Consider the following 21,097-nt stretch of genomic DNA (forward strand, 5'->3'; position numbering starts at 1 on the left):
GCACATGCTTGCGCGTATGGCTGCCTTCAGCGCTTGCCTCTCGGGCCAGCCCGTCTATGGTCGGGGACGAGACAGCGGATGCCTTCATGACCCTTCGACTTGCCACCTTCAACATCGAAAACCTCATGCGCCGGTTCGATTTTTCCGGCTTCCGCAACCCGTCCAAGCAGGATCGCGTGCTGCGGCTGTTCGATATCGGCAACGAGGCGGCTTACGAGCGTCTCGAGGAAGCGCGCACGATCACGCACGCCGACGATACGCGGCAGATGTCGGCGCTGGCGATCGCCGATTGCGACGCGGATATTCTCTGCCTGCAGGAGGCCGACGACATGGCCGCGCTGGAGGCGTTCGAATATGGCTATCTCTATCGGATGATGGGCAGCGGCTATCGCAAGAAGGTGCTGATCGAGGGGAATGACGGGCGTGGCATCGACGTGGCCGTGATGATGCGGGAGGCGACGCGGGACGGCGAGGCGATCGTCTGCACCAGCGCAATTTCGCATGCCGCCCTGACCTATGCCGATCTCGGCCTGCACGATGCGGAGATCAAGCGGACGAACGTGCCGGAGGACCGAATTTTCCGGCGGGACTGCCTGCAACTCGAGTTGACCATCGGCGGACGACCGCTGACTGTGTTCGTGGTGCATTTCAAATCGATGGGTCCGAACCGGGACGGCGTGGACGGCAGGTCGTCCACCATGCCGGTGCGGCGTGCGGAGGCGCTTGCCGTGCGGCGCATCGTCGAGAAGCGGTTTCCGGGCCAGACGCGGACGGCAAATTTCGCGATCTGCGGCGACATGAACGATTATCGCGAACGCATCGACGTGACCGGCGATCGACGGAGCGGTTATGGTTTCGTCCCGGCCGTGGACGCATCCGCCGCGCTCGACGTGTTTGCGGCGGACGGCTTCGCCGAGAACGTCGTGCAGCGGCGGCCGGTGCTCGATCGCTGGACGCTGTTCCACAGCCGTGGCCCGGCCGAGCGCCATCTCTGCCAGCTCGATTACATCTGGCTGTCGCCCGCTCTTGCGGCCCGCAACCCGCATGCCGTGCCGGAGATCATCCGCGCCGGGCAACCTTACCGCACCGTTTTTCCGCCCGGGCAGGATGTCGAGCGATATCCCCGCATCGGCTGGGACCGGCCGAAGGCGTCGGATCACTGCCCCGTCGTGGTGGCGCTCGATGTCTGAGATGCCGCATATTCCCCCGGCAAGCTCGTCCGGGATCGCAGACGGTTGGCCCGGGGAGGGCGTCATCTTCCCCGTCACCGGCATCGACCTGCGCGTCCTGCCGGGCCCGCATCCCGTTATCGCGCAGCATGGACCTGACATTGCGCAGAACTGGGAGCGGGAGCATGCCGCCAATCCCGCGCTCTTCAATGGCGAGATGGTGCTGCAGCATCGCCTCACCGTTCGATCCGGAACCATCGTCGGCGAAGGCTATCTCGCGCCCTATGCGGCCTTCCTCTGGTGGCGTTCGGCCGCGCGTCCGCCCGTTGCCTGCCATCTCGCTGCGGTGCCGGTGATCGAGACCTCGGACGGTGCCGTCATTGCCGTGCGGATGGGCGCGCATACCGCCAATCCCGGCAAGATCTATTGCGCGGCCGGGTCCATCGACGCCTCCGATCTCGTGGAGGACGCGCGTGGCCTCGTGTGCGACGTGCCCGGCAACATGCGCCGCGAGGTTTTGGAGGAGACCGGATTGGATATCGGCGAGGCGGTGCCGGGGCCGTTTGAGGCGCTACAGATGAGCGGCTCCGCCACGCTGTTTCGCAGGCTTCGCTTTGCCGAAACATCGGCCTCCATCCTGTCGCGCATCGCGCGCCATGTGGAGACCGCCGACGACGACGAGATCGACGGTGCGGTCGCGATCTTCGACGCCGATCCGCAGGCGCACAACTACCAGCCCTTTATGCGGGTGATTCTCGCGCACATCTTCGGAAGGCATCGATGACGATTTTGCCTTGCCCGCGGCGGAGCGCGAAGGCAAGGTCCGGTGGCGGCTGACCGTCAGAGGCGGTCGCAGGAATGGGAGAACGGATTTGGCACGCCGATACGCGATCTACGACGTCTTCACGAAGGAAAAGCTTCAGGGCAATCCGCTTGCCGTGGTGTTCGACGGCGACGGGCTTTCGAGCGAGGCGATGCAGGCGATCGCCGGCGAATTCAACCTTTCGGAGACGGTTTTCATCTGCCAGGCGGACAATCCGACCTCCGCCGCGCGGTTGCGGATCTTTACCCCGGGCACCGAGCTTCCCTTTGCCGGACATCCGACCGTCGGCGCGGCCGTGGCCCTGGCGGAGGCGGCGCAGGCCGGCGAGGGCGTCAATCGCGATCTCGTCCATGTGCTGGAGGAGAATGTCGGTCCGGTGCGCTGCGCGGTGAAGCTGCGGCCGGGGGAGGCCGGCTTTGCCGAGTTCGACCTGCCGCGCAAATCCGTGCGGCTCGATGCCCGTTTCGATATCGGCCGCATCGCCGATGCCCTCAGTTTGAAGACGACGCAGATCGGGTTCGAAAACCACGTCCCCGCTCTCTGGAGCGCGGGCGTGCCCTTCGTGGCAATCCCCCTGCACGACCTCAAGGCCATGGCCGAGCTGGAGTTCGATGCGGCGCGATGGGAGCAGATCGCGCCCATGGCCGACGGGCGGCTGGCCAGCGCCTATCTCTATTGCCGCGGCGGCATCAATCATCACGCCCGTTTCCACACGCGCATGTTTGCGCCCGCCATGGGCGTCCACGAGGATCCCGCGACCGGGTCGGCGCTCGCCGCCTTCTCGGCGGCCATCCACTGTTTCGATCAGCTCCCGGAAGGGCATCATAGCTATCTCGTGGAGCAGGGCGTGGAAATGGGCCGTCCGTCCTACCTTCATCTTCATCTGGATATCGGCAATGGCGGCATCGTCGGGGCGCGGATCGGCGGGCAGGCGGTCAAGATCGCCGCCGGCGAACTTTATCTCTGATAAGTTTGCGCTTTCCACGAATTCCTATGCGGGACAACTGGACAAGCTGCGCGAAGGCCTTTATACGCCGCGTCAGACAGCAGCGATGCCGTCTTAGTGGGTGATTAGCTCAGTTGGTAGAGCAGCTGACTCTTAATCAGCGGGTCGTAGGTTCGAACCCTACATCACCCACCAAATTTTTCCAGAATCCTGTTTTTATCAATTGTTTAAGGCCTGTGCCGATCTGGTGGCGGATGTCTGCGGCAGCACAAACCTGCCATGGTAGTATATCGAGAAGGCAGGCTTCACCTTACATGGAAGCGGTGGACTCAGGCTTCGATCAGGTCGACGCCTTCTTCCCGCAGCCGGCGGGCGGTCAGCAGAACGTCGCGCAGATGGGCCGTCATGTTGTCTCCGGCGGCGATGACGTCGCCCGCCTCGATGGCGTCCACGATGGCGCGATGCTGCTGGAGCAGCAGTCTCAAATGCGACGGATCGGGAAGGTTCAGATATCGGACGCGGTCCACCTGAAGCTTGACGGACTGGATGATGCGCCAGCTCTTCGATAGGGAGGCCTCCTCGCAGAAACTGCGGTGGAAGGTCTCGTCGAGTTCGCGGAACTGATCGAGCGCCTCCGCGGCGACCGCCTTTTCCTGATCGTAGAGGTTGCTCTTGATCTCGGTCAGGAAGTGCTTGGAGCAGCCGGCCGCGAGGCGCTTTGCGACTGCAACTTCAAGGCTTTTGCGGATGAACTGCGCTTCCTCGACATCGCTGAGACGGATGGGGGCGACGAAGCTCCCGCGTTGCGGAAGGATGTCGATCAGCCCCTCGTCGGCCAGCCGGATCAGAGCCTCGCGAACGGGCGTGCGGCTGACGCCGAGCTGTAGCGAAAGCTCTTTCTCGCTCAGCGCTTCCATCGGCATCATGGCCAGCGTGATGATCGCCCGCCGGAGCTTCTCGTAGATCTGCGCGGTGATGGGAAGGCGGGGATTGATGGTCAAATCCAGCGCGGGTGCAAACGTGCCTGTCTCTTGAGCCGATATGTCTGCGACGCGCTTCGTCACCATTTCGGAAAACCCTATTTTTGTCATTCCTATTGTAATTGCATAGTTTCGGACGGATTTCCACGCCCCGCACCCCAATCGGGTGATATGGTAGTATATTAATTTGGAAAGGCGGTGCCGCCGGGTGCTGGTCGCCCGTACGGCCGCTGACGCTTCCGTCGCTGCGAGCCTCGGCTTGGCGTGGCATGGCGTGGCGTGGCGATGAAATTTAAGTCCCGACTTTCATGTTAGCAAACTCTTCATCTAAAAGAGCGATTATACGTCACACTTTCAGGGGGAGCGTGACGTGGCTGGGCTTTTTACTTCGACATCCGACAAGGTCCTGGACGCGCTCGATCTTTCATTCGCCATCATCGAATTCGATCCCTCGGGGAAGATCCTGAAGGCGAACAAGAATTTCTGCGATCTCATGGGCTATGCCGAGCGTGAGATCGTCGGGCAGAACCACCGGATCTTCGTCGATACGGACTATGCCGCGAGCGGCGACTATGCCGCTTTCTGGAAGAAGCTTCGGGATGGCACCTTCGTCTGCAGCGAATTCATGCGCATCGCGAAGGATGGCTCCGAGATCTTCATCCGCGGCAATTACAACCCGATCAAGAACGCGTCCGGCAAGGTCGTGAAGGTCGTCAAATTTGCCAACGACATCACGGCGACGAAGCTTGCGGGCATGGATACCGGCGCCAAGATCGATGCGGTCTCACGCGCTCAGGCGATGATCGAGTTCAAGCCGGACGGGACGATCATCACCGCCAACGACAATTTCCTGACGGCGCTCGGATACAGCCTCGGCGAAATCGCCGGCCGGCATCACAGCATGTTCGTCGATCCGGCGTACCGCGCATCGGCCGCCTATACGGCGTTCTGGACAAAGCTGAACGCCGGCGAATTCGTCTCGGACGAGTTCATGCGGATCGGCAAGAACGGGCAGGCCGTCTTCATCCAGGCATCCTACAATCCGGTTTTCGATCTCAAAGGCCGGGTCATCAAGGTCGTGAAATTCGCAACCGATGTCACCGAGCGCGTCATGAACGTCGATCGCCTGGCGGACAGTCTCTCCAGGCTTGCCGAGGGCGATCTGAGCCAGCAGATCGAAAAGCCGTTCCTGCCGAGCCTCGACAAGCTGCGAACCGATTTCAACGCGGCCTGTCGCAAGCTTGAAACCGCCCTCAAGGCGGTCCGGACGAATGCGGAAGCGATCGCGTCGGGCGCAGACGAGGTGCGGACGTCGGCGGACGATCTCGCCCGCAGAACGGAACAGCAGGCCGCCTCCGTCGAGGAAACCGCGGCCGCGCTCGAACAGATCACCACGACGGTCAAGGGGTCCAGCAAGCGTGCCGAAGGTGCCGGCGTTCTCGTCGGTCGCGCCAAGGAAAGCGCCGATCACTCCGGCGATGTCGTGCGCGAAGCCATTTCGGCGATGGACAAGATCGACAATTCCTCCCGCGAGATCGCCAATATCATCGGCGTCATCGACCAGATCGCGTTCCAGACCAATCTTCTGGCGCTGAATGCCGGTGTCGAGGCTGCGCGTGCCGGAGAGGCGGGCAAGGGCTTTGCCGTGGTCGCTCACGAGGTGCGGGAGCTGGCGCAGCGGTCCGCCGGTGCGGCCAAGGAGATCAAGGCGCTCATCACCACGTCGAGCGCGCATGTCGAGAGCGGCGTGTCGCTCGTCAGCAAGGCCGGCGAAGCGCTGCAGACGATTGCCGGCCACGTGCAGCACATCAACGAAGATATCAGGGCCATCGTCGAGGCGGCTCGGGAACAGTCGACCGCGCTCGGCGGGATCAACCAGGCCATCAATACGGTCGATCAGAGCACGCAGCAGAATGCGGCGATGGTCGAGCAACAGACGGCTGCGAGCCACGGTCTTGCCGAAGAAGCAAGCGCGCTCTTCCAGCTGCTGGAACAGTTCCGGTTCGACGACAAGGGTGCCCATCGCGGAACCTCGACGCCGCGTGACGGCCGCAGCAGGTTCGCCGCCTGATTAAGCGGCGTTCCCCCGACGCCTTCTCCATCTTCTAAAGGCTCACGTCGCGATACCTGTCATTTCGACGCCAAAAATGTTGACAAAACAACAGATCATGGTCGAATAAAGATGACAACTTATTGCGGAGGCCGTCATCTTGCTGGTCATACTTGCCGACGATCTCACAGGCACGCTCGATGCCGCCGCGCCGTTTGCCGCGCGGGGCCTGACTGTCGAGGTCGCCCTCGTTCCGGCTGCTATCCCCGAGGCCCTGGCAGAAAGCCCTGATGTCCTGTCGATCAACGTCCAGTCGCGCGAAGTCGGGGCGGAGGCTGCGCAGGCGGCGACGCGGACCATTCTGGCTGCCCTGCCTGCCGGTGTCGTGCTCTTCAAGAAGGTCGATTCGCGCCTGAAGGGCCATATCGCCGCCGAACTCGACGTGACGCCCTTTCGCAATGCTTTGGTGGCGCCGGCGATCCCGGATTTCGGCCGCGTCGTCATGAACGGTGAGGTCCGTGGCTTCGGCGTCGATCTGCCGATCCCGATCGCCGACCGTCTCGGCGGCCACGCCGGGAAAGCGCGGATTCCGGAGACGGCCGATATGGCCGGGATGGCGGCGCAGCTCGATGCGGCGCTGGCGGAGGGCGTCGATCTCCTGGTTGGTGCGCGCGGACTGGCCGAGGCCCTGGCCATGCGCATGACCGGGCACGTGCCGGCGCGTGCCGCGACGATCCCGGCCGGACCCGGCCTCTTCGTCATCGGCTCGCGTGATCCGATCACGCTTGCACAAATCGACCATCTCCGCGCCCGCCATGCGCCGGCCTATCTCGCGGCGCCCAATGGACGCCCGGCCTCCCCAGGGGTCGAGAGCGCGTTCCTCACACTCGTTCAGGCCGTGCCCGGCGAGCAGGACATTTCGTCCGCTGACGTGGCGCTGCATCTGGCTGCCGGCGTCTTTCCAGAGTTGGTGCCGGCGTCTGCCACGCTGGTGCTTTCGGGCGGCGCGACGGCGGAAGCGGTTCTGGCGCGGATGGGGATCCATCGGTTCCGCCTGCTCGGCGAATGCCTGCCGGGGCTTGGCGTTGCTTTTGCGAACGGGCATTGCATTATCGCGAAATCCGGCGGTTTCGGCGGCGCGGAAACGCTGAGCGAGATCGCGGCCCAGATGCTTCGCGACGGGGGTTGAGGAATGGGACTGGAAGCGGGAACGACACGCAAGAGCCTCGGCGACGTCGTCTTCGAGCGGATGCACCGTGCCATCAAGTCGGGCGCCTACCAGCCGGACGAGCGCCTGCCGACGGAGCATGATCTGGCGGCGGAGTTCGAAGTGTCCCGGCCGATCATCCGCGAGGCGCTGCGGCGGCTGCGGGAGCAGGGCCTGATCTATTCGCGCCGGGGTGCGGGAAGCTTCGTGCGGGCGCTGGGGTTGAAGGAGCCGCTCGGGTTCGGGCAGCTCGAAAACGTCGCCGATCTCTTGAACTGCTACGAGTTTCGCCTGACGCTCGAGCCGGCAGCGGCCAGTGCGGCTGCCGCGCGGCACACGGAGGCGAGCCTGACGGCCATCCGTCAGGCTTTGGAATTGATGCGGGACGCCACCAACCGGCAGTCCCATCGCGTCGATGCGGATTTCGAGTTCCATCTCGCGATCGCCCGCGCGGCGCGCAATTCCTATTTTTCGACCGCCATGGAGGCCCTGAAGGAGCATATCGCCGTGGGCATGAAATTCCACGGCGCCTCGGTCAAGCGCGACAGCGCCGGGCTTGCCCGCGTGTTCGGCGAGCACGAGGCGATCGCCAAGGCGATCGCGTCCGGCGATGGTCCGCTTGCGGGCGAGTTGATGCGGGAGCATCTGACCGGGTCGCGCGAGCGGCTGTTTCCGAACTGACGCCAGACAAGTCTTGATCTTCGGTCACAGGTTCGCCCCCGAAATCGACGCCGATGTCGGGGGCGATATCTGGGGGCGATGTCCGGGCGCCGCGCTCCGTGGCCGGTCAGTAGGCGGCGCGGTAGATCGCCAGAACATCCTCGACGCTCATGTCGATCGGGTTGTTGTCCATCAGGCGGCGGTTGGCATGGGCGTCGGATGCATAGATCGGCAGATCCGCCTCCGTGGCGCCGTGCGCGCGCAGCGACATCTCGATGCCGAGATTGCGACAGAAGATGTGCGCCTGACGCAGGAGGTCGTCCTGCGACAGCCGTTCGCCCGCGCCGAGGCCGAGGGCTTGCGCGACCTCCGCGGATTTCTCGGCTGCGACCGGCTGGTTGAAGGCGAGGACCTGCGGGAAGATGATGGCGTTCGCCAGACCGTGCGGCAGGCGGAGCCGTGTTCCGAGCGGATAGGCGATGGCATGACCGGCGGCGGTGTTGACCGGCCCGAGGCAGATGCCGCCGTAATAGGAGGCGAGCATCATGCCCTCGCGGGCTTCGGTATCCGTGCCGTCGCGCACGGCGCGGGCGAGGAACCGTCCGACGAGGCCGAAACCCATGCGGGCGAAGCCGTCGATCATCGGATGGGCGCGGCGGTTGGTAAAGGCCTCGACGCAGTGGGCCATGGCATCGACGCCGGTGGCCGCCGTCACGGACGGCGGCACGGAGTAGGTGAGTTCCGGATCGAGCACGGCGACATCGGCGATCAGATGCGGGCTTTCCACCGCGATCTTGTTGCCCTTTTCCGGGTCGGTGATCAGCGAGCGGATGCCGGCCTCCGATCCCGTGCCGGCGGTGGTCGCGACCTGCACGAGGCGCGTGCGGCGTCCGGCGACCTTGTTCGGCCCGGCAACATCGGCGAGCGTCTGGTCGCCATCCCAGAGCGCGGCCACGAGCTTGGCGACGTCGAGAACCGAGCCGCCGCCGAGGCCGACGATCAGATCCGGACGGCAGCTGCGCGCAGCCTCGATCGCGGCGTTCAGCGTGGCGATATCGGGCTCGCCGGGAATGGCGTCGAAAACGGTGATGCGGCCCTTCAGTTGCAGCCGGTCGATGAAGCCGGCGGTGATCGGGGTGGCGATGACCAGCACGGAGGCCGCATCCGCGGCCCAGCCGCCGACCTCGCGAATGGTGCCGGCGCCGACGATGAGGCGGCGCGGCTGGTGAAGGGTGATGGGAGCGATCGCCATGGCGGTCATCCTTGCTGTGCGGGGTCGGCGCGGCCGGCCACGAGCTTGCGGGCATAGGCGATGGCTTCGTTCATGTTGCCATGATTGGCGATGCCCTTGCCGGCGATGTCGAAGGCGGTGCCGTGATCGACCGAGGTGCGGTCGATCGGCAGATCGACGGAGACGTTGACGGCGGTGTCGAAGGCCACGAGCTTGATCGGGATGTGTCCCTGGTCGTGATACTGCGCGACGATCAGATCGAACGCGCCGGTATAGGCCCGATGGAAGACGGTATCGGCCGAGATCGGGCCGTGCGCATCGATGCCCTCGGCACGCGCCGCGACGACGGCGGGGCCGATCTGGTCGTCGTCCTCGGTGCCGAACAGGCCGTTTTCGCCGCAATGCGGATTGATGCCGGCAATGGCGATGCGGGGTGCGGCATAGCCGATGCGCTTCAGATGCGCATCGCCCGCGCGGATGGTGGCGAGAACACGCTCCGTCGTCGCCCGCTGGATGGCTTCCTTCAGCGAGACGTGGGTGGAGACATGAATGACCTTCAGCTTCTCGGAGGCAAGCAGCATATAGGCGGCCTTCGATCCCGTGAGGCTGCGCAGCATGCCGGTATGGCCGTCATAATGGTGGCCGGCAAGGTTCAGCGCTTCCTTGTTGATCGGCGCGGTGACGATGCAGCCGATGGTCTTCGCCTCCGCATCGCGCACGGCCTTTTCGATGAAGCGGAAGGCGGCGTCGCCCGCGACCGGGCTCAACTGTCCCCAGGCGAGCGGCGCGCCCTCGATCGGCAGGTCGACGACATGGGGTACGAGATCGATATCGAGCCCCAGCGCATCGCGTGCGGCCTCCAGCGTCGGCAGGTTGCCGTAGATGCGGGTGCGGTCCCGGTCTTCCTTCGACATGTCGAGAAGGGCGCGGACGGAAATCTCCGGACCGACGCCGCAGGGGTCGCCCATGGTGATGCCGATGATGTTGCTCATGAAACTCTCCGTCCAGCCGCACTGTCCCAGCCGGGAGCCAGGCGGACATGTTTGATCGCGCGACGATGATAGGTGTAGGCAAGATGCAGCGTCCCGTCCGGCTCTTCGAGCAGCCAGGGATAGGACATCTCCTTGTTGCGGCCGTCGATGGAATCGTTCGAGAGGCAGGTGCCCGGTCCCGCTTCGATGACGATCCTTTCCGGGAAGGTCAGGCCGTCATCGCTCGACAGGCACAATGCCACCGGTGCGCGGGGCACGCCCCAGATCGGCACGCAGCCGCCGGTCGGGTCCGCGTCCGGCCGGTCGTCTGATTCGCCAAGCTCGTCATAGAGCGATGCACGGCGTTCCGGCGATTGCTCCGCATTGACAGGGTTGCAGATGATGGCGAGCCGGCCATCGCGCAGGCGGGTGGCGGCGATGGAGGAATTGTTGTTCGGCACATCGGTCGGGGCCGGCGGCGACCATGTGCGGCCACCGTCCACCGTTTCCGTGCGGTAGATGAAATCCGCCTGGCGACGGCGGAAGAAGGCGGCGTAGCGACCCTCGCCCAGAATGACCGGCCCGAGATGGACGCAGCCGATGGAGGCGTCGATATCCTGCAGGCGCCAGGTGACCCCGGCATCTTCCGAGATCGCGACCGCTGCGGTGTCGTGACTGCCGTTCCATTTCTGATTCGGCCGCTGGATGCAGCGGAAGATCGGCAGCAGCCAGGCGCCGTCCGTTCTGACGACGATGCCGGCGCGCACGAAGCAGCCGCGGGGCAGGTCGAGATAGCGTCCGCCCGGTGCGCTCAGACCATGCGGGTCGGTTTCGTCGCGCAGAACCTCGACCATGCGAATGCGGCATTCGTCCTGGTTTCCGGAGGGCTGCGAGGTGTGGAACAACCAGAGCCTGCCGTCCGGCGCGGTAAAGAACATCGGGTTCTGTTCGGAATGGGCGGGGTCGTTGCTCAGTTGCTGGGGCGGGCCCCATTGCGATGCGCCCTTCGGCAGGACGCAGGCAAAGATGGAAATGTCCGACTTGCCTTCCAGCGTTCCGCCGAACCAGGCGCAGACGAGCGCGCCGTCTGCAAGCCTGTGCAGGAAGGCGGCGTGATTCTGGATCATCGGCGAGGGGAGCAGGGCTTCCTCCCGTCCTGAGGCGACGGACGCAAGGGCTCCGCTCATGCCGCGGGCGATTTCTTCGGGATTCATCTTGTCCTCCATCGCCTCAAAAGCCACGGAAATTTTTGAGTTGTCAAGTTTTACGATGTTAGTGCGGATTGATTTCGATATGTTCTAAAATACCATGATACTGTAATTGCTGTTTATTTTTGAAATTAATTTTTTGATCGAAATGACATTCGAAATTAATTTGACAAAGTCGTGGTGAGGTCCGATGGTATGGGCAGCCTTAGCGGGAGGATGCTCGGGACGAGGATCATCGCCGACCGGACGTTTGGAGCGGCAGCGCGACACCCGTGCCTTGAGAGGCCGGCGTCGCGATCAATGGATAAAAGGGAGGAGACTATCGTGAAGAAGACACTGATTCTCGGCGCACTGATGTTGTGCACCGCCTTGACGCCGGCATTTGCCGCGTCCGGCCCGATCAAGATCGTGCTGGCCGAAGAGGCCGACCTGCTGGAACCCTGCATGGCGACCCGCTCGAATATCGGCCGCGTCATCATGCAGAATGTCAGCGAGACGCTGACCGAACTCGACGTTCGCGGCCAGCAGGGCGTCAAGCCGCGTCTGGCGGAGAAGTGGGAGCAAAACGCTGACGGTTCGTGGCGCTTCCACCTGCGCCAGGGCGTGAAGTTTTCGGACGGCACCGCCTTCGATGCCAAGGATGTGAAGCACAGCTTCGACCGCATCATGAGCGACAAGAACGCCTGCGAATCCCGCCGCTACTTCGGAGGCATGAAGATCGAGGCGAAGATCGTCGACGAGAACACGGTCGATTTCACCGCCGACCCGGTCCAGCCGATCCTGCCGCTCCTGATGTCGCTCGTCACCATCGTTCCCGAGGAGACGCCGCTCGAATTCATCCGCGAGCCGGTCGGCACCGGGCCCTACAAGCTCTCCAACTGGACGCCGGGCCAGCAGATCGTGCTGACCGCGCGCGACGACTACTGGGGTGCGAAGCCCGACGTCACCGAGGCGACCTATCTGTTCCGTGCCGATCCCTCCGTCCGCGCCGCCATGGTGCAGGCCGGCGAGGCGGACCTTGCGCCGTCGATCTCGCAGCTCGAAGCGACGAATGCCGCGACCGACCTGTCCTATCTCGACAGCGAGACCGTCTATCTCCGCATCGACCACAACATCCCGCCGCTCTCCGACGTTCGCGTCCGCCGCGCGCTGAACATCGCCATCGATCGCCAGGCGTTCCTCGGCACCCTTGTTCCGGAAAGCGCGGTTCTCGCCACGGCCATCGTGCCGCCGACGACGCTCGGCTGGAACCCGGATGTCAAGCAGTTCCCGTTCGATCCGGACGGCGCCAAGAAGCTTCTCGCCGAAGCCAAGGCTGACGGCGTGCCGGTCGAGACCCCGATCGAGATCATCGCCCGCTCGGCAAACTTCCCGAACGTCACGGAAATCATGGAAGCCATCCAGGGTCAGCTTCAGGATGTCGGCTTCAAGATCAACCTGAAGTTCGTCGAGGTGGCCGAGCACGAACAGTACTATTCCAAGCCTTTCAAGGAAGGCCGTGGACCGCAGATCGTCGCCGCGATGCACGACAATTCGAAGGGCGATCCGTCGTTCTCGATGTTCTTCAAATACGCAACCGAGGGCACGCAGTCCGGCTTCTCGGACCCGAAGGTCGATGACCTGATCAAGCGCGCGTCCGCAGCCGTCGGCGACGAGCGTGCCAAGCTCTGGTCCGAGGTGATCGCCTACCTGCATGACGATGTGGTGGCCGACGTGCTGCTCTTCCACATGGTCGGCTTTGCCCGGGTCTCCGAGCGTCTGGAATTCACGCCGACGATCGCCACGAACTCGACGCTCCAGCTGTCCGAGATCAAGATCAAATAAGACACCATTGCGGGCGCTCCGGCGCCCGCAGCCGAGGTTGCGGCGGCGGCGGGATGATCCCGCCGCCCTTGCCGCAGGACTTACTGGCGAGGATGCCATGCTCAGCTTCATTCGAAAACGCGCCGTCGCCAGCCTGATCTCCCTCGTCGGATTGATCGTGATGGTGTTCTTCCTGTCGCGCCTGACGGGCGATCCCGCGGCCCTCTTTCTCCCCGTCGAAGCATCCGCCGAGCTGAAGCAGCAATTCCGCGAATTGCATGGCCTCAACGATCCCCTGCTGGTGCAGTTTGCCAACTATGTCGGCGATGTCGTCACCGGCGATTTCGGCGAATCGCTGCGCAAGGCGCGCCCCGCACTCGACGTTGTGCTCGAAGCCTTCGTCTGGACGCTGTGGCTGGCCACCATCACCATGACCCTCGTCACCGGCGCGGCCATCGTCGTCGGCTCGCTTGCCGCGTTCCGGGCGGGCGGTTTTTTCGACCGGTTCTCCTCGGTCGTCTCGCTGATCGGCGCGTCGGTGCCGGATTTCTGGCTGGCGATCGTCGCCATCGTTGTGTTCTCGGTCAATCTCGCCTGGCTGCCGACGTCGGGCACCGGCGCGATCTGGCACTGGATCCTGCCGATCTGCGTGCTGTTCGTGCGCCCCTTCGGCATCATCGTGCAGATCGTGCGTGGCTCGATGATCGGCGCGCTGTCGTCCGCCTATGTCAAGACGGCGCGGGCCAAGGGCGTGAAGTCGGGCCCGATCATCTTCATCCATGCGCTGCGCAACGCCATGCTGCCGATCATTACGGTCATCGGCGATCAGGCGGCGAGCCTCTTGAACGGCGCGGTCATCGTCGAGACGATCTTCGGCTTTCCCGGGGTCGGCAAGCTGATGATCGACAGCATCCTGCAGCGGGACTTCAACGTCGTGCTCGCTGCGATCCTCGTGACCGCGCTCGCGATCTTCCTCATGAACCTGTTGATCGACCTCGCTTACGCGCTGCTCGATCCGCGCATCCGGCATTGAGGCGCAGACCATGACACTCCAGACCATCGACGCGCCGCTCCTGGAAGAGCCTTCCTTTCTCAAGCGCATGGGCCGCATGCTGTGGGCCGACAAGTTCGCGCTTTGCGCCGCCATCTTCCTCCTCGTCATCCTGGTGCTGGCCATCATCGGTCCGCACTGGATGGGAGATCTCGCGACCAAGCAGAACCTGCGCGGCCGCAATGCCGCGCCGTTCGACTGGAGCCGCGGCTGGGTGTGGTGGATGGGCGCCGATGCGCTCGGCCGGCCGCTGCTCGCGCGCATCGTCGTGGCGACGCAGAACACGCTGATGGTGGCGGCCGGGGCGGTTGCCATCTCCTCGATCACCGGCACGTTGCTCGGGCTGATCGCCGGTTTCTCCTCGCCCCGCGTCAACCAGATCATCATGCGGCTTGCCGATGTCATCATGTCGTTCCCGTCGCTGCTGATCGCGGTCATCGTGCTGTACGTCCTCGGCGCCTCGATCCTCAATCTCATGCTGGTCCTCGCCATCACCCGCATCCCCGTCTACCTGCGCACCACGCGGGCGGAGGTTCTGGAAATCCGCGAGCGCATGTTCGTGCAGGCGGCACGGGTGATGGGCGCGTCGAGCAAGCGCATCCTGTTCCGCCATATCCTGCCCGTCGTGCTGCCGACGCTGACCACGCTGGCCACGCTCGACTTCGCCTATGTCATGCTGGCGGAAAGCGCCTTGTCCTTTCTCGGCATCGGCATCCAGCCGCCTGAGATCACCTGGGGCCTGATGATCGCGCAGGGTCGCCAGTATCTGCAGAACGCCTGGTGGCTGTCGTTCTGGCCGGGGCTTGCGATCATCCTCACGACCATGTCGCTGAACCTTTTGTCCAACTGGATGCGGATCGCGCTCGATCCCGTGCAGCGCTGGCGCCTCGAAATGAAGGGTCGCAAGAATGGCTGACCATCTCCTCGAAGTCCGCAACTTGTCCGTCGAATTCCACACCGCCCTCGGTGTGGTGAAGGCGGTCCGCGACATCTCGTATCATCTCGACCGTGGGGAAACGCTGGCCATTCTCGGCGAGAGCGGCTCGGGCAAGTCGGTGTCGTCCTCGGCGATCATGAACCTGATCGACATGCCGCCGGGCCGGATCAGCGGCGGGCAGATCCTGCTGAACGGCGTCGATCTCCTGACCATGCCGGCGCAGGCCCGGCGCGAGGTCAATGGACGCCGCATCGCCATGATCTTCCAGGATCCGCTGAGCCACCTCAATCCGGTCTATACCGTGGGTTGGCAGATCCGCGAGGCGCTGACGACGCATGGGACGGATGGCGCGACCGCCCAGGCCGAAGCTTTGCGATTGATGGGACGCGTCGGCATTCCCGATCCGGAGCATTCGCTCGGCAAGTATCCGCACGAATTCTCCGGCGGTCAGCGCCAGCGCGTCATGATCGCCATGGCGCTCGCGCTGCGGCCCGACCTGCTGATCGCCGACGAGCCGACGACGGCGCTGGATGTGACCGTGCAGGCGGAGGTGCTGGCTCTGCTCGAAGAACTGCAGCAGGAAACCGGCATGGCCATTCTCATCATCACGCACGATCTCGGCGTCGTTGCCGAGGTGGCGGACCGCGTTGTCGTGATGGAGAAGGGCCAGCTTGTGGAAAGCGGTACGGTGCGCGAGGTCTATCGCAATCCGCAGCATCCCTATACCCGCAAGCTGATCGCCGCCGCCCCCGGCAAGGGCGAGATGCATGCGCCGCTGCCGCGCATTGAGCCTGTGCTGTCGGTGCGCGACGCGCGTAAGACCTATGGCGCCTTCGACGCGCTGAAAGGCGTCTCGTTCGACCTGATGCCGGGCGAAACGCTGGCCGTCGTCGGGGAGAGCGGATCGGGTAAATCGACGCTCGCACGCATCCTCCTGCGGCTCGACGAGCCGACCGGCGGCACGGCGCTCTGGAAGGGCAGGGACCTGTTCCAGATGGGGGCCGCCGAACTCTACAAGCTGCGCCGCGACCTTCAGATGGTCTTTCAGGACCCAACGCAATCGCTGAACCCGCGCATGACGGTCTACCAGCTCGTCTCCGAGGCGTGGGTCATCCATCCGGATATCCTGCCGAAGGCAAAATGGCGTGCCCGGGTGGCGGAACTCCTAGTGCAGGTGGGTCTCGGGCCGGAGCATATGGGGCGCTATCCGCACCAGTTTTCCGGCGGGCAGCGGCAGCGTATCGCGATCGCCCGTGCGCTGGCGCTGGAGCCGAAGCTGATCATCTGCGACGAGGCGGTTTCCGCGCTCGACGTCTCGGTGCAGGCACAGGTCATCGCGCTGCTCGACGATCTGCGCAAGACCATGGGCATCGCTTTCATCTTCATCGCGCACGACCTGCCCGTCGTTCGCGACTTTGCCGACCATGTCATGGTGATGCAGAACGGCAAGGTGGTCGAGCTCGGCACCGTTCGCGAGGTGTTCGAGACCCCGCGCGAGGCCTATACGCAGTCTTTGCTGGCAGCCGGTCTCAACCCCGATCCGGATGTCCAGGCCGCCCATCGCGCCGCCCGCCTGCAGCGGGCCTGAGGCCTCGGGTCTGGGATATGAGGCCCTTGCGGCATCTTTCGGGAATTTAGGAGAATATCATGTCCAAGAAAGCCTTCGTCGCGCTCGTCACCTGTTTCAACGATGATGAAACGATCAACTATGCAGCGACTCGCGCGCAGGTCCGCCGACAGGTTGCGGCCGGCAACAACATCATGTGCGCCGGCACCAATGGCGACTTTTCGGCGCTGACCTATGACGAGAAGGTGCGGCTGACGGAAGAGGTAGTGGACGAGGTCGGCGGCAAGGTCGACGTCATCGTCAATGCCGGCATGCCGGCGACCTTCGAGACGCTGAAGCTCGCCCGCGCCTTCGACCGGATCGGCGTCACCGGCATCGCCGTCATCACGCCCTTCTTCATCGCCTGCACGCAGGATGGCCTGATCCGCCATTTCTCGACGGTTGCGGACGCCGTGCAGACGCCGGTCTATCTCTACGACATTCCCGCCCGGACGCAGAACCATATCGAGCCGGAGACGGCCCGGGCCCTGGCCGCGCATGGCAACATCGCCGGGATCAAGGATTCGGGCGGCGCCAAGGAGACGCTGGAGGCCTATCTCGCCGTCGGCAAGAGTTTGGAAGGCTTCGAGGTCTATTCCGGCCCGGACCATCTCGTGCTCTGGTCGTTGCAGAACGGCGCTGCGGGCTGCATTTCCGGCCTCGGAAACGCCATGCCCGCGGTGCTCTCCGGCATTCTGGATGCCTTCAACGCCGGCGATATCGCCGAGGCGGAACGCCAGCAGGCGATCTACACGGCGTTCCGCACCGATCTCTACGCGCTGGGTTTCCCGCCGGCGCTGGTCAAGCGGGCGCTCTACCTCACCGATTCCTCGGTCGGCGCCAGCCGTCAGCCGGCCTTGCTTCCCGACCGCGAGCAGGACGAAAAGATCGCCGCCATCCTCAAGCGCTACGGCCTGATGGCCGCCTGAGGGGACCTGACAAGAAAACCCATGGGCATCGGCAAAAAGATGCCCATGGTCGCTGGACAAGCCGGGCGAAGGCCTTTATACGCCCGGTCACACCGCAGCGATGCAGTGCGGCACCGCAACATGCGGTGCGGGATGGGTGATTAGCTCAGTTGGTAGAGCAGCTGACTCTTAATCAGCGGGTCGTAGGTTCGAACCCTACATCACCCACCAAATCTTTCTAAGATTATCGTTTTCTTGTCTTCGACAGCGCCTCGGGCGCGGTCGGGCTGAGCGATAACCGACGTTTTTTCCGCCGCCTTCACCGCCCGACCGCTGCGATCTTTCCGCGCAAGACGATCCCGCGCGACGTCATTTTCCATCCGTCGCAGGATCCTCTGCTTCTGACAGCCGCGGCATATCGTGAGCGCAGATTTGTGCACGAAAATCTTCTGTATTTATTTTGTCGACAGAGATGCGTCGATTTGCTAGAGCCATTCCGGACAGCGGGCGAGCGGTGGCACATCGTTTCGGTTCGCGCTTTTCTTGGAGAGATGAGATGACCGAGTCCGTTTTTGCCGGCTGCATTCCCGCTTTGATGACCCCCTGCCGTCCCGACCGCACGCCGGATTTCGATGCGCTGGTGCGCAAGGGTCGCGAGCTGATCGACCTCGGCATGTCCGCCGTCGTCTACTGCGGATCGATGGGCGACTGGCCGCTTCTGACCGACGAGCAGCGCCAGGAAGGCGTTCGCCGACTGGTCAAGGCCGGTGTTCCGGTCATCGTGGGCACGGGCGCGGTCAGCACGGCTTCGGCTGCGGGCCATGCGGCGCACGCGGCGAAGGTGGGTGCCAAGGGCCTCATGGTCATTCCGCGGCTCCTGTCGCGCGGCTCGTCGCTGGCCGCCCAGAAGGATCACTTCTCCGCCGTGCTGACGGCGGCCGACGGCCTGCCGGCCGTCATCTACAACAGCCCCTATTACGGTTTTGCCACGCGCGCCGATCTCTTCTTCGCGCTGCGCGCCAGCTTCTCGAATCTGGTCGGCTTCAAGGAATTCGGCGGCAAGGCCGACATGACCTATGCGGCCGAAAACATCACCACGGGCGATGACGATCTCATCCTCATGGTCGGCGTGGATACCGGCGTCTATCACGGCTTCGTCAATTGCGGCGCGGGCGGCGCGATCACCGGCATCGGCAACGCGCTTCCCAAGGAAGTGCTGCACCTCGTCGCCCTCTGCGAAAAGGCGGCAAAGGGCGACGCCGAGGCGCGCCGGGACGCCAAGGAGCTGGAAGAGGCGCTCTGGGTGCTCTCGACCTATGACGAGGGTCCGGACCTCGTTCTCCACTACAAATATCTGATGGTGCTGAACGGCGATGCCGAGTACGAGGTGCACTTCAACGAAGGCGACACGCTGAGCGCCTCGCAGCGCCGGCATATCGAAAACCAGTACACGCTGTTCAAGGCCTGGTACGCGTCGCGCTATCCCGCATAAGACGACGACGCCCCGACATGAAAGAGCCCATGCCGCGTTCTGCGGCATGGGCTCTTTGCTTTTCGAACGGGGCGTTTCAGACTACCATTTCTGATGGACGTGCGGCGCGATCAGGCTCGTGTAGATCTCGCGCGATGCTGCCATCACGTCGTCCGAAAGGGGGGCGAGATCGGCGGCGGCCGCATTGGCACGGGCCTGTTCGGCATTGCGGGCACCGGGAATGACGACGGTGACGGCATCGCTCATCAGGATCCAGCGGAGCGCGAAGGCGGCCATGGTCGCGCCCTGCGGCACCAGCTTGCGCACCTCTTCGACAGCCTGCAGGCCGACCTCGAAGGGAACGCCGGCAAAGGTTTCGCCGACGTCGAAAGCATCGCCGTTGCGGTTGAAGTTGCGGTGGTCGTCGCTGGCAAAATGCGTGTCCGCCGTGATCTTGCCGGACAGGAGGCCGCTTGCGAGCGGCACGCGGGCGATGACGGCGATGTTCTTGCGGCGGGCCTCCGCAAAGAACAGGTGGTAGGGGCGCTGGCGGAAGAGGTTGTAGATGATCTGGATGCTCACGACGCCCGGAAACGCGATCGCCTTCAAGGCCTCCTCGACCTTCTCCACCGAGACGCCATAGCCCCGGATCTTGCCTGCGGACTGCAGGGCGTCGAGGCCTTCGAACACGTCCGGACGATAAAGCACTTCCGTCGGCGGGCAGTGCAGCTGCACGAGGTCGAGAACATCGACGCCGAGATTGGACAGGCTCCGGTCGATGAAGCCTTCCAGATTGGCCTTGGTGTAGCCGTCGGCCACATGCGGGTTCAGCCGGCGGCCGGCCTTGGTGGCCACCATCGGGCGCGTGTCCCCGCGGGCCTTCAGCACGTCGGCGATGATCTTTTCCGAGCGGCCATCGCCATAGACGTCGGCGGTGTCGATGAAGGTGATGCCGGCATCGAGCGCTGCGTTCAGCGCATCGCGTCCATCGGCCTCGCTGACATCGCCCCAGGAGCCGCCGATCTGCCAGGCGCCGAAGCCGACATTGGACACGGTGAACGGCAGTCTGCCGAAGGAATGGTTTTTCATGGTGATCTCCCTTGTCGAAGTCTCCTCAGCGACCCGGATGTCGGGCCTCAGAGCGCCTTCCGGTCGAAGGCTATGGCCGAAGGATAGGGCCATGGCAAGCAAAGCCATGCTCGCGGTGTTGGTTCCGAAAAACAAAGCCGGGCATTGCGGACATGCCCGGCTCGATGATGCGTGAAGAGGCGTCTCAGGCCGTCTGCATGGCGCCGGGACCGGGGATGGCCTTCGGCGGAACCTTGCCGAGAATGATCATGCCGAGCACCTCGTCCTTGGTCACGTCCTCGGTGCGGGCATGGCCGACGACCTGGCCGTTCTTCATGACGGAGACCCGGTCGGCGAGATCGAAGACGTCGTGAATGTCGTGGCTGATCAGGAAGATGCCGATCCCCTCGCGTTTCAACTGGCGGATGAGATCGCCCACCTGTGCGGTCTCCTGCGGCCCGAGGGCCGCCGTCGGCTCGTCCATGATGAGGATGCGGGCATCGAACAGGATCGCGCGGGCGATCGCCACGGATTGCCGCTGCCCGCCCGAGAGCGCCTTCACCGGCTCCTTGAAGCGGCGGAAGTTCGGGTTCAGCCGTCCCATCACCTCGCGGGCTTTCGCTTCCATGGCGACGTCGTCCAGCGTGCCCCACGGTGTGCGCAGTTCGCGGCCGAGATAGAGGTTTGCGGCCGCATCGACATTATCCGCGACGGCCAGCGTCTGGTAGATCGTCTCGATGCCGTATTTCTTGGCGTCGCGCGGGTTGGAAATGTCGGCAGGCTCGCCATTGATCAGGATGTCGCCGGCATCGCGCTTGTAGGCGCCGGAGAGGATCTTGATCAGCGTCGATTTTCCCGCCCCGTTATGACCGAGAAGCGCCACCACCTCGCCGGGGTAGAGGTCGATCGAGGCATTGTCGACGGCGTGGATGCCGCCGAACGAGATCGAGACGTTCTTCATCTCGACCAGCGGCGTGCCGGATGGTGTCGTCGCGGCGCTGTCGCCGG

General features: G+C 64.1%; 18 protein-coding genes and 2 tRNA genes. 14 read left to right on the forward strand and 6 right to left on the reverse strand.

Features of this window, described 5'->3' with window-relative positions; translation table 11 throughout:
* Positions 1-86: 86 nt before the first annotated feature.
* From C8J36_RS02860 to C8J36_RS02875, 4 genes are all read left to right on the forward strand, one after another.
* The gene (locus C8J36_RS02860) at positions 87-1,190 is read left to right on the forward strand and encodes an endonuclease/exonuclease/phosphatase family protein (RefSeq protein WP_132532418.1); all 1,104 of its coding nucleotides are present in this window, start codon (positions 87-89) and stop codon (positions 1,188-1,190) included.
* Positions 1,183-1,953 (forward strand): NUDIX hydrolase, encoded by a 771-nt coding sequence (locus C8J36_RS02865; protein WP_207897445.1) that lies wholly within the window; start codon positions 1,183-1,185, stop codon positions 1,951-1,953. The genes C8J36_RS02860 and C8J36_RS02865 overlap by 8 nt, the downstream gene beginning before the upstream one ends.
* 88 nt (positions 1,954-2,041) lie before the next feature.
* Positions 2,042-2,959, forward strand: a complete 918-nt coding sequence (locus C8J36_RS02870) for a PhzF family phenazine biosynthesis protein (RefSeq protein ID WP_062592583.1) — start codon at positions 2,042-2,044, stop codon at positions 2,957-2,959.
* A 98-nt stretch (positions 2,960-3,057) separates the two neighbouring features.
* Positions 3,058-3,133 (forward strand) — tRNA-Lys (locus C8J36_RS02875).
* Positions 3,134-3,267: 134 nt separating this feature from the next.
* Here C8J36_RS02875 and C8J36_RS02880 read toward each other — a convergent pair.
* Positions 3,268-4,005, reverse strand: a complete 738-nt coding sequence (locus C8J36_RS02880; protein WP_062592585.1) for a GntR family transcriptional regulator — start codon at positions 4,003-4,005, stop codon at positions 3,268-3,270.
* Positions 4,006-4,288: 283 nt separating this feature from the next.
* Here C8J36_RS02880 and C8J36_RS02885 point away from each other — a divergent pair, with 283 nt between their 5' ends.
* The 3 genes from C8J36_RS02885 to C8J36_RS02895 all read left to right on the forward strand — a co-directional run bounded on the left by C8J36_RS02885 (position 4,289) and on the right by C8J36_RS02895 (position 7,856).
* On the forward strand, positions 4,289-5,989 hold the full coding sequence (locus C8J36_RS02885; RefSeq protein WP_132532424.1) for a PAS domain-containing methyl-accepting chemotaxis protein: 1,701 nt from the start codon (positions 4,289-4,291) through the stop codon (positions 5,987-5,989).
* Positions 5,990-6,128: 139 nt separating this feature from the next.
* A complete protein-coding gene (locus C8J36_RS02890; protein WP_132532427.1) occupies positions 6,129-7,157 on the forward strand; it encodes a four-carbon acid sugar kinase family protein in 1,029 nt (342 codons plus the stop codon).
* Between the two features lie 3 nt (positions 7,158-7,160).
* Positions 7,161-7,856, forward strand: a complete 696-nt coding sequence (locus C8J36_RS02895; RefSeq protein WP_062592593.1) for a FadR/GntR family transcriptional regulator — start codon at positions 7,161-7,163, stop codon at positions 7,854-7,856.
* A gap of 106 nt (positions 7,857-7,962) precedes the next feature.
* Here C8J36_RS02895 and C8J36_RS02900 read toward each other — a convergent pair whose 3' ends face one another.
* The 3 genes from C8J36_RS02900 to C8J36_RS02910 are packed head-to-tail and all read right to left on the reverse strand — an operon-like array spanning position 7,963 to position 11,251.
* Positions 7,963-9,096 carry an iron-containing alcohol dehydrogenase gene (locus tag C8J36_RS02900; protein WP_165914929.1) on the reverse strand — a complete coding sequence of 378 codons (1,134 nt, stop codon included), beginning with the start codon at positions 9,094-9,096 and terminating at the stop codon, positions 7,963-7,965.
* Positions 9,093-10,058 (reverse strand): 4-hydroxythreonine-4-phosphate dehydrogenase PdxA, encoded by a 966-nt coding sequence (pdxA, locus tag C8J36_RS02905; RefSeq protein WP_132532433.1) that lies wholly within the window; start codon positions 10,056-10,058, stop codon positions 9,093-9,095. The genes C8J36_RS02900 and pdxA overlap by 4 nt, the downstream gene beginning before the upstream one ends.
* A complete protein-coding gene (locus C8J36_RS02910) occupies positions 10,055-11,251 on the reverse strand; it encodes an exo-alpha-sialidase (RefSeq protein ID WP_132532436.1) in 1,197 nt (398 codons plus the stop codon). The genes pdxA and C8J36_RS02910 overlap by 4 nt, the downstream gene beginning before the upstream one ends.
* 318 nt (positions 11,252-11,569) lie before the next feature.
* Here C8J36_RS02910 and C8J36_RS02915 point away from each other — a divergent pair, with 318 nt between their 5' ends.
* The 7 genes from C8J36_RS02915 (at position 11,570) to C8J36_RS02945 (ending at position 19,042) form a co-directional block, all read left to right on the forward strand.
* Positions 11,570-13,069, forward strand: coding sequence for an ABC transporter substrate-binding protein (locus C8J36_RS02915; protein WP_132532439.1), 1,500 nt, complete (start codon positions 11,570-11,572; stop codon positions 13,067-13,069).
* A gap of 97 nt (positions 13,070-13,166) precedes the next feature.
* Complete coding sequence (locus C8J36_RS02920) at positions 13,167-14,081, forward strand: ABC transporter permease (protein WP_132532442.1); 915 nt, start codon at positions 13,167-13,169, stop codon at positions 14,079-14,081.
* Positions 14,082-14,091: 10 nt separating this feature from the next.
* Positions 14,092-15,015, forward strand: a complete 924-nt coding sequence (locus C8J36_RS02925) for an ABC transporter permease (protein WP_132532445.1) — start codon at positions 14,092-14,094, stop codon at positions 15,013-15,015.
* Positions 15,008-16,624, forward strand: coding sequence for an ABC transporter ATP-binding protein (locus C8J36_RS02930; RefSeq protein ID WP_132532448.1), 1,617 nt, complete (start codon positions 15,008-15,010; stop codon positions 16,622-16,624). The genes C8J36_RS02925 and C8J36_RS02930 overlap by 8 nt, the downstream gene beginning before the upstream one ends.
* A 59-nt stretch (positions 16,625-16,683) precedes the next feature.
* Positions 16,684-17,571 carry a dihydrodipicolinate synthase family protein gene (locus C8J36_RS02935; protein ID WP_132532451.1) on the forward strand — a complete coding sequence of 296 codons (888 nt, stop codon included), beginning with the start codon at positions 16,684-16,686 and terminating at the stop codon, positions 17,569-17,571.
* Between the two features lie 134 nt (positions 17,572-17,705).
* A tRNA-Lys gene (locus tag C8J36_RS02940) sits at positions 17,706-17,781 on the forward strand.
* A gap of 325 nt (positions 17,782-18,106) precedes the next feature.
* Positions 18,107-19,042 (forward strand): dihydrodipicolinate synthase family protein, encoded by a 936-nt coding sequence (locus C8J36_RS02945; RefSeq protein WP_132532454.1) that lies wholly within the window; start codon positions 18,107-18,109, stop codon positions 19,040-19,042.
* A gap of 81 nt (positions 19,043-19,123) precedes the next feature.
* Here C8J36_RS02945 and C8J36_RS02950 read toward each other — a convergent pair whose 3' ends face one another.
* Complete coding sequence (locus C8J36_RS02950; RefSeq protein ID WP_132532457.1) at positions 19,124-20,110, reverse strand: aldo/keto reductase; 987 nt, start codon at positions 20,108-20,110, stop codon at positions 19,124-19,126.
* A 184-nt stretch (positions 20,111-20,294) separates the two neighbouring features.
* A complete protein-coding gene (locus tag C8J36_RS02955) occupies positions 20,295-21,050 on the reverse strand; it encodes an ATP-binding cassette domain-containing protein (protein ID WP_062593376.1) in 756 nt (251 codons plus the stop codon).
* Positions 21,051-21,097: the final 47 nt, after the last annotated feature.

The sequence above is a fragment of the Rhizobium sp. PP-F2F-G48 genome (genome assembly GCF_004342335.1).
In the GTDB taxonomy this organism is placed as follows: domain Bacteria; phylum Pseudomonadota; class Alphaproteobacteria; order Rhizobiales; family Rhizobiaceae; genus Ferranicluibacter.